This window comes from Bacillus sp. R86525, assembly GCF_042466195.1.
GTDB classification, from domain to species: Bacteria; Bacillota; Bacilli; order Bacillales; family Bacillaceae_G; genus Bacillus_A; species Bacillus_A nitratireducens.
On sequence record NZ_JAXHPX010000007.1, the window covers coordinates 4,272,520 to 4,285,665 of the forward strand.

The following is a 13,146-nucleotide window of genomic DNA, read 5'->3' on the forward strand; positions in this document are numbered from 1 at the left end:
GTTGTTTGCCTTTTCCTATACTACTATTCATTATATCAACCTTTTGAAAAATTCGTTTGCACCTCTTGAATCGGCCAATATCGTAAATCAACTTTACCAACAACTGTATCTGCTTTCACAAAACCGAAGTGCCTACTATCCCAGCTACCAAGGCGGTTGTCACCAACTACAAAAATAGAACCAGGTGGTACAAACTTTTCTTTCGTTAATTCTTCTAATTTAAAATCACCTGTTAATTGCCGTCCATTTGTCTCTTTCTTATACGCCTCTAAATAAGGTTCCTCCACGAATTGTCCGTTTATATATAGTTTATCATGCTTATATTCGATATGATCACCAGGTAAACCGATAATTCGCTTTACATAGTCCTCTTTTTTATTCGCATGAAAAACGACGACATCAAACCTGTTCAAGTCCCCTACTTGATAACTCACCTTATTCACAACGAGCATATTTCCATCTTGCAATGTCGGCATCATTGACTTCCCCTCTACAACGTACGTTGAAAAGAAAAACGTTCGAAAAAATACAGCTAATAGTACACCAATTAAAATTGTTCTTATCCACTCTAGCCCTTCTTTTTTCAAAGTTTTCTTCATTCGCTTCTCCCCTCGCCCTTTAATAATGAAGCTTATCTTTACAAAGAAGACTTTTCCTAATGTAGTTCTAACTTTACTTCAATTTTTTTACCTACATACCATAAAATAAAAATAACAATACCAACAATAACCGATTTCACCGGATTATGAATAAATGACACTAAATCATGACCGATATACGTTAAAATAAAGATCATAACAAGCTTTCCAAATGCTAATGCTAGTCCAAACTGTTTTACGCTAACGCGAGACAAACCAGCTACAACGTTTATAAGCGCAGATGGTGTGAACGGAAAACAGAATATGACAAAGATTGGCGCAAATCCTTTTCTTTCAATCCATCCCATCGCCTTTCGCACTCTCTCATGTTTATTTACAAAAGAAAAGAAACGCGTTCTTCCAAAGCTACGAATGATGAAAAATACAAGCATTGCACCAATTACTGATCCAAGCCACGAATAAAGAAAACCGAACCAAAAACCAAATGCAACAGCATTCGCCAGTACAAACACAATGAGAGGCAATGCTGGAATAAGCGCCTCTATCATCGGTAAACCAATACCAAGAAGCGGCCCGAACGCTTTATAACTTTCAACAATGTGATCCATATTTTCTGGTGAAAAATATTCTTTGATTGTTTGAAAATCCATTCTACACTTTACCCCTTTACTCTAATTACTACCTCTACTGTATCATCGCTTAAATGAAAGAGGAAATGGTAGATACGACATATGGAGATGTATTTATTAAAGTTTCCATATCATTCGCTAGAATTCCTTCATTATTATGCTATGATAATCTTTCAATATTCGACAAGGTTTGTTGTATGTTTGGTTGTTTGAGGAACAATATTTTTTGATGATTTTTCCGGTAAATGAAATTATAACGGCGATTTTTCAAATTTATCGACCACAACTCAATTTTCATCAGCGATTTTCCGATAAAAACGGACTAATAAAAAGGACGGGGATTCCCCCATCCTCTCACACTTCGCCTTCCCTCACAAAATACACTTTCTCATAGGCTGGCGTTAATTTAGATTCTTCACTTTTATCAATCTCTTTAAAACAAGGATTTCCTTGTTTTTTCTTACGGTCTTCATACTCTGTCCGTAATTTCGCCGTACGATTTTGCTGATTTTCAAAGCTGCTTTTGGATATTTCTAATTTCACAGCGAAACCATTTATAAATCTAATAATAAGATTTCCATCTTTTAATTCTTTATTATTTTCAATATGAAAATGAGACAACCACGCACACTCTTTTCTAGAATAAGAATACGTGGGGAAAAAATAAAGTTGATCTGTCGGGCTAACTGCGATAGGAGCTTTATGTGTAATACTAGTTAACTCCTTCGTTCCTTCTTTTCTTCCAAAAAAACTAGAACCATGTTTCCGGCAACTTCTCTCTATAATATCGAGAGGTTTTTGAAATACGAAAAAAGAATCTTCCATTTCAACAATTCGCGTAACCACTTTCTTTTCTCCTAGAACAACAGGAAGTAAGGCCATCGTATTTTTACTTACAACATAATTTTCGACATAACGTTCCACTTTACTTTCCATATTCTACTATCTCCTTTTTCTATTTATAGTAGCAGCTGCATGTATAATTTTAGCACCTATGAAAAGGAAATGCTTTACAGATTCCCCTTTTTTACAATACTTTATCATTTATCAAACATTTATTAAATTTAAAAGTAACTATATAATAATAAAATAATTTGAACCTGTACAAAAATTATTCATACTATCTATAAATATTTATAATCGCTTCCTCTTTTCACATCATTACAACAATTAACTTTGCTATAATTAAAATATAAATCCAATATATGGAGGTCTATTATGGAAGAAAAGCAAGATCATCCAACAATTCAAATGAAAAATAGTAGCATTGTTATCGTAAAAAATTCAGCGAGTATTATATTCGGTTTATTTTTTATTTTACTGTTCTTCGCGAAGCCTTTTCGTAAATCTAATTGTCCAGAATGTAAGAAACGTGAAAAGAAAAAAGCTGTGAAAGAACACTAAAAGGCCTTCCTTTACGGAAAGCCTTTTTACATACCGATTACCATTTCCTTCATTCTTCTTCATCCTCAAAAAAAACTACTATTTTTTCTTCCTCATATTCACATGTTCTTCCAAGATTCTCTGTATCTCTTTCGACCTGTACTATGATTATATATGGTTCTTGATTTAAATACCGAGAATGAGACTTCCTCAAGTCAATTACCGTCACTTTATCATTTTCATAAGCTTTCGAATACACCTTTATTTCTTCAATCGTACTTTTTAGGCTGTCTTTATTACTAATATAATATCGTATATCTCAACAACAAAAAAAAGGATGGCATAAGCCATCCTTTTTTCTATGATAAACTATAAAATTATAGTTTGATTACGTTTTTAGCTTGAGGTCCACGGTTGCCTTCTTCGATTTCGAAGCTAACTTTTTGGCCTTCTTCTAAAGATTTGAAACCTTCAGTTTCGATTGCAGAGAAATGTACGAATACATCGTTTTCGCCTGGAACTTCGATGAAACCGAAGCCTTTTTCGTTGTTAAACCATTTTACTTGTCCTGTAACTGTCATAATTATTTCCTCCTAAGAAAATACATTTTATTATTTAGTCTTCATGTATAAAAAAAGAATCCACACATTATCAAATTCGAAACATAAACTAGTTCTCACATACTTTTCCCCGTTTGTTTTCGGCACTTGATAATATATGGATTGCTTAATTTAATTATTCAACTGGTATTATCATAGCATACTTAAAATAGAATGTACAATCCTTTTTAAAAATAAAATTTCTAAATTTTATTATTTCTTATAAAATATAACCACACCTATTCTAATAAGGAGGCGTATATGGCAGAAATAATCCCTGAAAAAACATTAAAGAGAATTGAAAAAGATCTTAAAAATAACAACCTTGGAAAAGCAAGAGATAGATTACACGGATTAATCGCTACTTATCCGAATGAATTAGAACTTAGAAAAAAACTCGGTGATATTTACTTTACATTACAATACCCAGAAATGGCTGGCCGGTATTGGTATCTTGAAAAAGAGAAAACAGATGTTATGCACGCGGCATGTCTACAATTTGAAAAATCGATGGGAAACGACCCTTATCATATTGTACGTGCTTTAAAATTCAAAGGAGATCGTAACATTATTACAGGACTACACACCGAACATCCTTTACAGCCATTGCAGAAAAAAGTGGTAGAGGAACTAATTGATGATTATGAAGAAACATGGAAAGACAAACTATTTACATGGGGCTGTCTAGCATTATTCGCATTCCTTCTTTTTACTGCTATCGTTGGTATATTCACTATATTAGATTGGATATTTTAAATAGAAGTAGATGCCTATAACAGGCACCTACTTCTATCATTATTTCGTAAACTGTTCTTCTTCCGTAGATCCTTTTAAAGCAGTCGTTGATGAAGTACCGCCCGTAATTACTTGTGCTACTTCATCAAAGTATCCTGTTCCTACTTCGCGTTGATGGCGCGTTGCAGAGTAACCATCTTTTTCTGCTGCGAACTCTGCTTGTTGTAATTCAGAGTACGCTGCCATGCCGCGCTCTTTATAACCACGCGCCAATTCAAACATGCCGTAATTTAATGAATGGAATCCAGCAAGCGTTACGAACTGGAATTTATAACCGTATGATGCAATTTCTTTTTGGAAGCTTGCAATCGTTTTTTCATCTAACTTTTGTTTCCAGTTAAATGAAGGGGAGCAGTTGTAAGCGAGTAGCTTCCCTGGATATTTCTTATGAATTGCGTCTGCAAAACGTTTTGCATCTTCTAAATTTGGCTCCGACGTTTCACACCAAACGAGATCTGCATACGGCGCATACGCTAAACCACGTGCAATTGCTTGATCAAGACCTGCTTTCGTACGATAAAACCCTTCTGGTGTTCTTTCACCTGTAATAAACTCTTGATCAACTGGATCGATATCGCTCGTAATTAAATCTGCCGCATCTGCATCTGTTCTTGCGACGATAATTGTTGGTACACCCATTACATCCGCAGCAAGACGTGCCGAAATTAAATTACGCACCGCTGTTTGCGTCGGTAATAATACTTTTCCGCCTAAATGCCCGCATTTTTTCTCTGAAGATAATTGGTCTTCAAAATGCACGCCAGATGCACCCGCTTCAATCATTCCTTTCATTAGTTCAAATACGTTTAACTGTCCACCAAAACCAGCTTCAGCATCCGCCACAATTGGGACGAAATAATCCGTATCACCGCTACCTTCCATATGCTGAATTTGATCAGCACGTTGAAGTGTTTGGTTAATTCGCTTTACAACAGCTGGTACACTGTTCGCTGGGTATAAGCTTTGATCAGGATACATATGTCCAGAAAGATTCGCATCTGCCGCTACTTGCCAACCGCTTAAATAAATTGCTTTTAATCCAGCCTTCACTTGTTGCATCGCTTGGTTTCCTGTTAATGCCCCAAGTGCATTAACATAATCTTCTGTATGAAGTGATTTCCAAAGCTTCTCCGCACCGCAGCGCGCTAACGTATGTTCAATATCAATTGATCCGCGCAGACGAATTACATCTTCAGCTGAATATGGACGTGTAATCCCTTTCCAGCGTGTATCTAACTCCCAACTTTCTTGCAATTTATCAATTCTTTCGTTTTTCATATGTTCCATCCCCTTTTCTTGTTTCTTATAAAATTTCATAACCCGGTAATGTTAAAAACGGCATGAACTCGTTATTACGAACAAGGTTTGTAAACAGTTTTGTAGCTTCTGCAAATCCCCCTTTCTTAAACGCTTCCTTACCAATCTCTCTTTCTATTTTTGCTAGTTCTTCTTCTTTCAATTCTTCCATCAATTTAAAAGTGATATCACGGCCATCACTTAGCTTTCCACCCTCATGACGAATCCACTGCCATACTTGTGCTCTTGATATTTCTGCTGTTGCTGCATCTTCCATTAAGTTATAAATTGGAGCTGCTCCCCGCCCGCTTAACCAAGATGCAATATATTGAATACCGACGTTAATATTCGTGCGAAGCCCACTTTCTGTAATCGTTCCCATCGGTACTTCTAATAAGTCCTTTTCTGTTACACGTATTTCTTCACGCTTTCTAAAAATTTGATTTGGCGTTTTCATTATGTGATTAAATACTTCCATTGCAACCGGTACAAGTCCCGGGTGGGCAACCCAAGTCCCGTCATGTCCATCTAAAGCTTCGCGCTCCTTATCAGCACGCACTTTCTCAAAAGCCGCCTCATTTGCTTCTGGATCATTCTTAATTGGAATTTGCGCTGCCATCCCTCCGATTGCTGACGCATTACGGCGATGACACGTTTGAATAACTTTCAAAGAATACGCGCGCATAAACGGCGCTGTCATCGTGACTTGCGCTCTATCTGGAAGTAAAAATTCATTATGATTTCGGAAACTCTTTAAGAAACTAAATATATAATCCCATCGTCCGCAGTTTAAACCCGCAGAATGATCTCTTAGTTCATACAAAATTTCATCCATTTCAAATGAAGCGTGAATCGTTTCTATTAACACAGTCGCTTTAATCGTTCCGTTCGGAATACCGATATACTTTTGAGCGAATACGAAAACGTCATTCCATAATCTTGCCTCTAAGTAACTTTCCATTTTAGGTAAATAAAAGTATGGCCCACTTCCTTTTGCTAAAAGCGTCTTCGCATTATGGAAAAAGTACAATCCAAAATCCACCAAACTGCCAGACATGTTCTTGCCGTCAACTTGCATATGCTTTTCTTCTAAATGCCACCCTCTCGGACGCACGATTAAGACAGCCGTTTTACTATTTAAACGATATTCTTTTCCGTTCTCATTTTTGTGTGAGATCGTTCCCCTAGTAGCATCTCGTAAGTTAATTTGGCCTTCAACAGCATTTCTCCAAGTTGGCGCATTCGAATCTTCAAAGTCTGCCATAAAAAGATGTGCTCCTGAATTTAAAGCGTTAATGACCATCTTTCTATCTACTGGTCCAGTAATCTCCACACGACGATCCTCTAAATCTTTCGGAAGCTCAGCGATTGTCCAATCACCTTCACGTATATGCTTTGTTTCTTCTAAAAACGTAGGAAACTCCCCTGCATCAATTCTTTTTTGTTTCTCCACACGCTTTTGTAAAAGTTCCGTGCGGCGTTCATTGAAATTTCCATGTAGTTTCTTTAAAAAACTAAGCGCCTCAGGTGTCAATATTTCGTTGTACGCTGATAACATTTCTCCAACGAGTGTAACCCGTGAAGTTTGCGTCGACATATTAGCATCCCCTTCTTAAACTGTTTTATAACAGATTTGATTTTATGTTTTATATTATATAACAAATCTTCAGAAAAGGAAGTTTTTTTTGAAAATTTAATGATTTTTTTACAAAACTGTATTTATCCAGTATTATCTCAACAAAAAAAGAGTCAGTGTTATATAACACTGACTCTTTTTTATAAATTATTGTTGCTGATCATTTAAAATTGCTTTGTATAGGAACTGTGCATATTGTTCACGTGTTACTTTCATACCCGGAGCAAAGTTTCCTGAACCAACACCTAATGAAATACCATTTGAACCTACTGCATTAATTGCTTCAGCTGCCCAATGGCCTGCTGGTACATCTTTAAATCCTGGTGTACCTTTCACTTTTAAATCAAATGTTTCCATTAAAATTTTTGCCATTTCCGCACGTGTTAATGTATCTTTTGGTCTAAAGTTTCCACTACCATCACCTTTAAAGATCTCTAGTTCTGTTAATGCTAAAATTTCAATCGGGAACATTGTTGAATTGTCATCAACGATATCTTTATATGGACTCACAAACTCATGATCTTCATCAAAGTATTGATCTCCATCAATCGTACGATAAATTAACGCTGCCACTTGCTCACGTGTTACATTATCACCAAAACCGAATCTTCCATCTCCGTAACCAGCAACGATTCCCCAATCTGCTAGATTTTGGATCGCTTCATAAGACCAATGCCCCTTCGGTACATCTTTAAATGCAACAGAAGAAGCTTGTTGTTGTTTCACAGCTACTTCAGCATTTGCTGTAGTACCTTGTGTGCTTAATCCAATTCCACCCATAATTGTTAAAGCTGTTGCTACTTTTAAAATCTTTTTCTTCACTGTATTCTCTCCCTAAAAAAAACATATTTTTTTCTAATATAAAGAATTCACGAAAAAGTAACAATACACTTATCCATATAAGTTTTGTCTAATTTGTGAACTGCATTTCATATAATTATCTTTATACTTAGTGAACAATGAAGTTACTAAACCATACTTTTTCAACATAAAAAGTAACTAAAATTAACCTATTTTTTCCACACGATACTATTCACCAAACTGTTAACAGCAGAATAAATATACAAATAAACAATTTAAAACAAGAAAAAAGCGCGTTATCTTCGCGCTTTTTTAAAAAAATATACTATGTCAATATAATTTTACGTTATTCGCTTTTTAAATGAAAGTTAATAATAGCTTTATATAAAAATGTTGCATATTGCTCACGTGTTACAACTTTATTCGGTTCAAACTTTCCATTTCCTGTTCCTACTATGACATTATTAGATTGCAAGGCACTAATTGCATTTTTCGCCCAGTAATTATTTGGTACATCTTTAAATGTATGCCGTTGCTTCACTTCAAAGGAATATGTCTTTGTAAGAACTTGCGCTACTTCTGCACGTGTTATTGTTTCTCTAGGTCTAAAGTTCCCCTTCTCATCACCTTTAAAAATACCGCGTTCTGTTAATGCTAAAATTTCATTTGGAAACATTGTTGATCTTTCAGAAATATCATTATACGGATTTTTTAACGGTCCTTCATGTTTTATATTAAGTGCGCGATATAGTACTGCCGCCACTTGTTCACGTGTTACGTTATCACCTACACCAAACTTTCCATTTCCATAACCTAGCATAATTTTATTATACGCCGCATCTAGAATATAATCATATGCCCAATGGTTTACTGGAACATCGTCAAATACAATCATTTCAGGATATTCTTCTGCTTTTATGTTAGGAACATTTGTACTTACCAATAATCCACCCATAATAGTCGCTGCCGCCATTACACGGAACATTTTTTTCTTCATTGTCCTCGCTCCTTCATTTCCACTTTATTAAAAGTGGAACATAATAGACTAAATTCTTTCCCATATTACATATGCTGTATTTGCAAGCCCTATGTAATATATTACATTTTTAACATCTATTATTTTGAAGATTACTAGGAGAGCCAATTCGCTCTCAATTCCAATTGGGTATTCTGAATTGCATGCAAATCATTTGAAGATATATTCTCATCTTTGCGCTCTAGTTTCTCTTTTTCAGTTTCAAAAAGGATAAACAAAAGATTTTGCAAAGATATTATATATACAATATTCTACTATCTACTAATCAAGTCCTTCACTTATAAAAATTTCACTTTATAGACAAAAAAGCGCAAATATCATATTTGCGCTTTTTCCAGCTTCATTGATTAATCGTTTGAATGGAATCTAAAAATTGCATTATATAAAAACTTTATCTTTCAGACAAAAAGCACAAGTATAATCTACTTGTACTTTTTTTATACTCTTATTTATTCCCATTTCCCTGGTGAATTATCAATTGATCGTTGTAAAAACTTCGCAAATTGCCCACGTGTAACGAGCATTTCAGGCTCGAACTTGCCATCTCCCGTTCCTACCGCAACTTTATTAGACTGCAATGCGCTAATTGCATCTCTTGCCCAATGGTTTTCTGGTATATCTGTAAATGTATGTGGACGTTTCGCTTTCAACTCATATGCTTTCGTTAAAATTTGTGCTAATTCTGCACGAGTCAGTGTATCTTTCGGACGGAAATTTCCATTTTCGTCCCCTTTAAAAATACCGATATTTGTTAAATGAAGGATTTCGTAAGGAAACATTGTTGATTTCCCACTAATATCTCCATATGGATTTTCATTAAACACACTTCGCTTTAAATGAAGTGCACGATGTAGCACTGCCGCTGCCTGTTCACGTGTTATATTATCTTCTACACCAAACTTACCATTTCCATATCCATACATAATTCGATGATATACTAAATTCGTAATTTCATCATATGCCCAATGACCTGTTGTTACATCATCAAACTCTATCATAATATCAGGACCAGATTTTTGGATAACGTCTGTATTTGCAGATACACCATTTGCACTTACAAATATTCCTCCCATTAAAGTTAGTGATGTCGCTATCTTTACTAGCTTTTTCATCTCTCTCATCTGCCTTTTCCTTTATTTTCCTACAATTTATATTGTACAAAAAATCAGGGAATTATCAATAGAATGCAGACTAATTATTTAAAATTCGGAATACAAATTTTCTTTTATCGCTATTTTTTCATCCTTCGTTTTTCGAAAAGTAAATACCATTCCTACAAATATGAGGATAATCCCCACTACTTGCATACTAGTCGGTCTAAATCCGGTAAAGACTGTATCTAATAGTATTGCAACCGCAGGATCTAAAAATACTAATACAGAAATTAATCTCGTCGATAAATCTCTTAAACTGTCAAAAAATAAGTAATATACAAATCCCGTATGTATAAGTCCTGTCGCTGTAATCATCATCCAGTTCATCTCTGTTAACCCTTGAAATTTGCCAAAATCTACGAATGGTAGCAATAAAAATATACCTAAAAACGTTTGTAAAAATGTCATCGCATATGCACTCGTATGCTTAATTCCTTTTCCGAACAACGTTGTAAATGCATAAAATAAAGCTGCAAGAAGCGCCCACACCATTCCAGACGACATAAGTTTCTCAAGCGACATACTTCCATCTACCCCAGCTACTAAAACTGTACCGATGAAACATATGACAATGGACAGAACCGCAAATGCTGTTAGCCTCTCTTTAAATACAATACTACCAATCATTAATACGATAATCGGTGCAAGATGATACACAGAAATCGCAATTGTAATCGACATGACTTCAAACGCTTTAAATAAAAATACCCAGTTAAAAACGAGAAATACACCACAAGCTAATATTTGTATGGTCTCTTTTTTGTTCCATTTCTCACTTCTGTATTGCCCCGTTACTAACCAACATAATGCTAAAAATAAAGTCGCACAAATACAACGAACGAATACTAATTCAAAAGACGGTAAACCAGTTTGCACAGAAAAGAATCCAATCGATCCGAAAATAGACATCGAAAGAATCATTTTTATAGCTGGCATTGATTTTGAATGAAACAAACTATTAACCTCCTAAATATTTCACTGAATATTCCACATATTATACACTATAATTTCCCAAAATTCGAATACTCCACAATAAAAAGAAGCAGTATCCTACTGCTTCTTCTGTTTTTCATATTGTTCAAACGTATGAATTCTTTCAAAAATTGGTGGATGTGTGTATAAGAAAAACTTCACTAACGCAGGCGGATTCACTTGGCTTAAGCTTGTTTTTGATAAATATTGAAAAGTTTTCACACCTGATTCCCCATCTTTCGTCATATCTAAAGCGTATTGATCTGCCGCCCGTTCTTCTATACGAGAAACGTAGTTTGTTGCTGGTTGTGATGCAAAGGATAGTACAGAAGAAATTAAGAAAAATAAAGGTAAAATCGAGAAACATGCCATTTTTGAAACTTTCAGCGTATCTCCCCATTTTCGAATACACATATTTATAATACGACTAATTAAATACATACCTATAAACGATAGCAACACATAGCTCGCAACGCCCCAATATATATGTTTCATTACGTAATGTCCCATTTCATGAGCCATTATAAATAAAATCTCTTTATCTTTTAATTGCTTAAGCGTCGTATCCCACATTACGATACGCGAGTTAAGGCCTATTCCTGTTACATATGCATTTAACGAATTCGTTTTTTCCGACATATTTACTTCATATACGTGTTTAGCTGGAATATCAGCTTTATCTGCCATGGCTAAAATTTTCGTTTCTAATTCTTTATTTTTCAGTGTCGAGAAATCGTTGTACAGCGGATCAATAATAACAGGTTGCACGAACGTTAAGAAAATTGTAAACGGTACAGAGAGCGCCCATCCTGCTAGCCACCATCTCTTCGGAAATTTACGAATGAGCCATAAAAGAACTGTAACAATGAGTAACATCGTCGCATAATTCACCCAAAAATCGATAACGTGATCTTTTATCCAGCTTTGTGTACTTTGCGTGGAAATACCGTAATCAACCGACACTTTACGCCCAATCCATTGCATCGGTAATGCAAGGACTGTTGTCAGTAATGATAAATAAAAGAAATAAATCGCAACTTGTAAGACATTTATTTTGGTCGTTTCCTTCGACCATTTCTCAAACTTTTTTGAAATACCGAGCACAAGTACAAACAATAAAATAATCCATTCAAGAGGCGTCGCTAAAAAGTACAATAAGTTTTTCACGCGCGAATAATCTTGGCTTAGCGTAAGCTCCCTCGCATTCATAAAAGTCTCTGGATCTGCCCTCGTTCCTTTATACATGTCCGGAATGAGTTCATGATTCCATCCAAATAAATACCAATATATAAGTAACGCAAACCCAGCGTACAAAAAAAGCGACCACCCAATAACTTTCCTCACGCTATTCCCTCCTCTATGCTGCCTGTCTATTATTATTGTAAGTTCGTACTTTCAAAATTAGAACAAGCTAATCGTGAGAATTGTTCTAACTCGTTCAATTTATATAAAAAAAACTCTTCTATTACAAGAAGAGTTTTACCTATTTTCTTCGGCTCATAATCTAGTATAAGACATGTACTTATAAACAAGCCCCTTTTACATATCATACTATTCCTTACGGGAGCACATCTATTAACAAACTAAAATCTTGCAAAGAAAAAGAACTATATTTCATAATACCTTGTACAGTTAAAAGTAAAATAAGACCAATCACACACATATAATTTATACTTTCTTCATGCTTTTTCTCAGCAACTACTCCGCCCGTTATACATAAAATCCCTAATAAATGGAGCGCTAAATACATAAAAAAGTAAGCTTCCTCCCAGCGAAGAACAACATTTACTGTCGTAATCAATACTAAACTCAGTACAATCAAATAAAAAAACTTATTTGACGATATTGTTTCATTCATATAATTTTATACATCCCTTTCAAATTTCGAATTAATGATGTTTCAAAGCTATAAAGTAAATGATTGTTTTCATGCCATAAAACAAAAGGAAAGCCACCATTACTTTCTCGAATACTTTATGAACCCACATATACTTCTCTTCATTTTTTTTGAAGATGCGCTTCATCATTTCTTCTACAATTAGACCAAATATTAGTAAAACCCCTAACACAATAAGAAGAGAAATAATATTTCCTTTTAAATGAGTACTAGAAAATAAGTAATACTCTGGAAACACAATTGTATCTACTACAGGTTGCACCCAATGACAAACGCTTTTATCACACATATCTGTAAGAGACGTAGACTCTATAATATCTTTCAATATTTTTTCAAACGTTTTCTTCAT

General features: G+C 34.9%; 16 protein-coding genes. 2 read left to right on the top strand and 14 right to left on the bottom strand.

The genetic code is table 11. The features are described from left to right. Positions 1 to 35 precede the first annotated feature (35 nt). The 3 genes from lepB to SJY24_RS24775 all read right to left on the bottom strand — a co-directional run bounded on the left by lepB (position 36) and on the right by SJY24_RS24775 (position 2,164). The gene (lepB, locus tag SJY24_RS24765; protein WP_377866529.1) at positions 36 to 599 is read right to left on the bottom strand and encodes a signal peptidase I; all 564 of its coding nucleotides are present in this window, start codon (positions 597 to 599) and stop codon (positions 36 to 38) included. A gap of 56 nt (positions 600 to 655) precedes the next feature. Continuing rightward, on the bottom strand, positions 656 to 1,249 hold the full coding sequence (locus SJY24_RS24770; protein WP_377866530.1) for a TVP38/TMEM64 family protein: 594 nt from the start codon (positions 1,247 to 1,249) through the stop codon (positions 656 to 658). A gap of 333 nt (positions 1,250 to 1,582) precedes the next feature. Beyond that, entirely contained in the window at positions 1,583 to 2,164 is a 582-nt protein-coding gene (locus tag SJY24_RS24775; RefSeq protein ID WP_377866532.1) for a competence protein ComK, read from the bottom strand. Positions 2,165 to 2,446: 282 nt separating this feature from the next. On the opposite strand from SJY24_RS24775, the gene SJY24_RS24780 reads away from it, so the two are divergent. Beyond that, a complete protein-coding gene (locus SJY24_RS24780; protein WP_377866533.1) occupies positions 2,447 to 2,632 on the top strand; it encodes a hypothetical protein in 186 nt (61 codons plus the stop codon). Between the two features lie 49 nt (positions 2,633 to 2,681). Here SJY24_RS24780 and SJY24_RS24785 read toward each other — a convergent pair whose 3' ends face one another. Both SJY24_RS24785 and cspA read right to left on the bottom strand, forming a co-directional pair. Continuing rightward, entirely contained in the window at positions 2,682 to 2,927 is a 246-nt protein-coding gene (locus tag SJY24_RS24785) for a hypothetical protein (protein ID WP_308021525.1), read from the bottom strand. A gap of 61 nt (positions 2,928 to 2,988) precedes the next feature. Continuing rightward, positions 2,989 to 3,192 (bottom strand): RNA chaperone/antiterminator CspA, encoded by a 204-nt coding sequence (gene cspA / locus SJY24_RS24790; RefSeq protein ID WP_000218989.1) that lies wholly within the window; start codon positions 3,190 to 3,192, stop codon positions 2,989 to 2,991. 279 nt (positions 3,193 to 3,471) lie between these two features. Here cspA and SJY24_RS24795 point away from each other — a divergent pair, with 279 nt between their 5' ends. After that, positions 3,472 to 3,966, top strand: coding sequence for a DUF6584 family protein (locus tag SJY24_RS24795; RefSeq protein ID WP_377866534.1), 495 nt, complete (start codon positions 3,472 to 3,474; stop codon positions 3,964 to 3,966). A gap of 39 nt (positions 3,967 to 4,005) precedes the next feature. On the opposite strand, the gene aceA is transcribed toward SJY24_RS24795, so the two are convergent. The 9 genes from aceA to SJY24_RS24840 all read right to left on the bottom strand — a co-directional run bounded on the left by aceA (position 4,006) and on the right by SJY24_RS24840 (position 13,146). Next, positions 4,006 to 5,283: an isocitrate lyase gene (gene aceA, locus SJY24_RS24800; RefSeq protein ID WP_377866536.1), complete on the bottom strand. Its 1,278-nt coding sequence runs from the start codon at positions 5,281 to 5,283 to the stop codon at positions 4,006 to 4,008. 25 nt (positions 5,284 to 5,308) lie between these two features. Beyond that, the gene (gene aceB, locus SJY24_RS24805; RefSeq protein WP_377866537.1) at positions 5,309 to 6,898 is read right to left on the bottom strand and encodes a malate synthase A; all 1,590 of its coding nucleotides are present in this window, start codon (positions 6,896 to 6,898) and stop codon (positions 5,309 to 5,311) included. Positions 6,899 to 7,084: 186 nt separating this feature from the next. Beyond that, complete coding sequence (locus SJY24_RS24810) at positions 7,085 to 7,759, bottom strand: S-layer homology domain-containing protein (RefSeq protein WP_377866538.1); 675 nt, start codon at positions 7,757 to 7,759, stop codon at positions 7,085 to 7,087. A 325-nt stretch (positions 7,760 to 8,084) separates the two neighbouring features. Further along, positions 8,085 to 8,735, bottom strand: a complete 651-nt coding sequence (locus SJY24_RS24815; RefSeq protein ID WP_377866539.1) for an S-layer homology domain-containing protein — start codon at positions 8,733 to 8,735, stop codon at positions 8,085 to 8,087. A 488-nt stretch (positions 8,736 to 9,223) separates the two neighbouring features. Next, positions 9,224 to 9,895: an S-layer homology domain-containing protein gene (locus SJY24_RS24820; RefSeq protein ID WP_377866541.1), complete on the bottom strand. Its 672-nt coding sequence runs from the start codon at positions 9,893 to 9,895 to the stop codon at positions 9,224 to 9,226. Between the two features lie 78 nt (positions 9,896 to 9,973). Further along, positions 9,974 to 10,882 carry a DMT family transporter gene (locus tag SJY24_RS24825; protein WP_377866542.1) on the bottom strand — a complete coding sequence of 303 codons (909 nt, stop codon included), beginning with the start codon at positions 10,880 to 10,882 and terminating at the stop codon, positions 9,974 to 9,976. A gap of 96 nt (positions 10,883 to 10,978) precedes the next feature. Then, positions 10,979 to 12,244: a M48 family metallopeptidase gene (locus SJY24_RS24830; RefSeq protein WP_377866545.1), complete on the bottom strand. Its 1,266-nt coding sequence runs from the start codon at positions 12,242 to 12,244 to the stop codon at positions 10,979 to 10,981. A 214-nt stretch (positions 12,245 to 12,458) separates the two neighbouring features. Next, positions 12,459 to 12,758 (bottom strand): hypothetical protein, encoded by a 300-nt coding sequence (locus tag SJY24_RS24835; RefSeq protein WP_016104139.1) that lies wholly within the window; start codon positions 12,756 to 12,758, stop codon positions 12,459 to 12,461. Between the two features lie 31 nt (positions 12,759 to 12,789). Beyond that, complete coding sequence (locus SJY24_RS24840) at positions 12,790 to 13,146, bottom strand: hypothetical protein (RefSeq protein WP_131929237.1); 357 nt, start codon at positions 13,144 to 13,146, stop codon at positions 12,790 to 12,792.

What these genes read in the sequence shown, in the direction of transcription:
- SJY24_RS24815 (WP_377866539.1), bottom strand. Translation starts at nt 8,735, where the DNA reads ATGAAGAAAAAAATGTTCCGTGTAATGGCGGCAGCGACTATTATGGGT.
- SJY24_RS24795 (WP_377866534.1), top strand. Translation starts at nt 3,472, where the DNA reads ATGGCAGAAATAATCCCTGAAAAAACATTAAAGAGAATTGAAAAAGAT.
- SJY24_RS24770 (WP_377866530.1), bottom strand. Translation starts at nt 1,249, where the DNA reads ATGGATTTTCAAACAATCAAAGAATATTTTTCACCAGAAAATATGGAT.
- aceA (WP_377866536.1), bottom strand. Translation starts at nt 5,283, where the DNA reads ATGAAAAACGAAAGAATTGATAAATTGCAAGAAAGTTGGGAGTTAGAT.
- aceB (WP_377866537.1), bottom strand. Translation starts at nt 6,898, where the DNA reads ATGTCGACGCAAACTTCACGGGTTACACTCGTTGGAGAAATGTTATCA.
- SJY24_RS24820 (WP_377866541.1), bottom strand. Translation starts at nt 9,895, where the DNA reads ATGAGAGAGATGAAAAAGCTAGTAAAGATAGCGACATCACTAACTTTA.
- SJY24_RS24780 (WP_377866533.1), top strand. Translation starts at nt 2,447, where the DNA reads ATGGAAGAAAAGCAAGATCATCCAACAATTCAAATGAAAAATAGTAGC.
- lepB (WP_377866529.1), bottom strand. Translation starts at nt 599, where the DNA reads ATGAAGAAAACTTTGAAAAAAGAAGGGCTAGAGTGGATAAGAACAATT.
- SJY24_RS24840 (WP_131929237.1), bottom strand. Translation starts at nt 13,146, where the DNA reads ATGAAGAAAACGTTTGAAAAAATATTGAAAGATATTATAGAGTCTACG.
- cspA (WP_000218989.1), bottom strand. Translation starts at nt 3,192, where the DNA reads ATGACAGTTACAGGACAAGTAAAATGGTTTAACAACGAAAAAGGCTTC.
- SJY24_RS24835 (WP_016104139.1), bottom strand. Translation starts at nt 12,758, where the DNA reads ATGAATGAAACAATATCGTCAAATAAGTTTTTTTATTTGATTGTACTG.
- SJY24_RS24775 (WP_377866532.1), bottom strand. Translation starts at nt 2,164, where the DNA reads ATGGAAAGTAAAGTGGAACGTTATGTCGAAAATTATGTTGTAAGTAAA.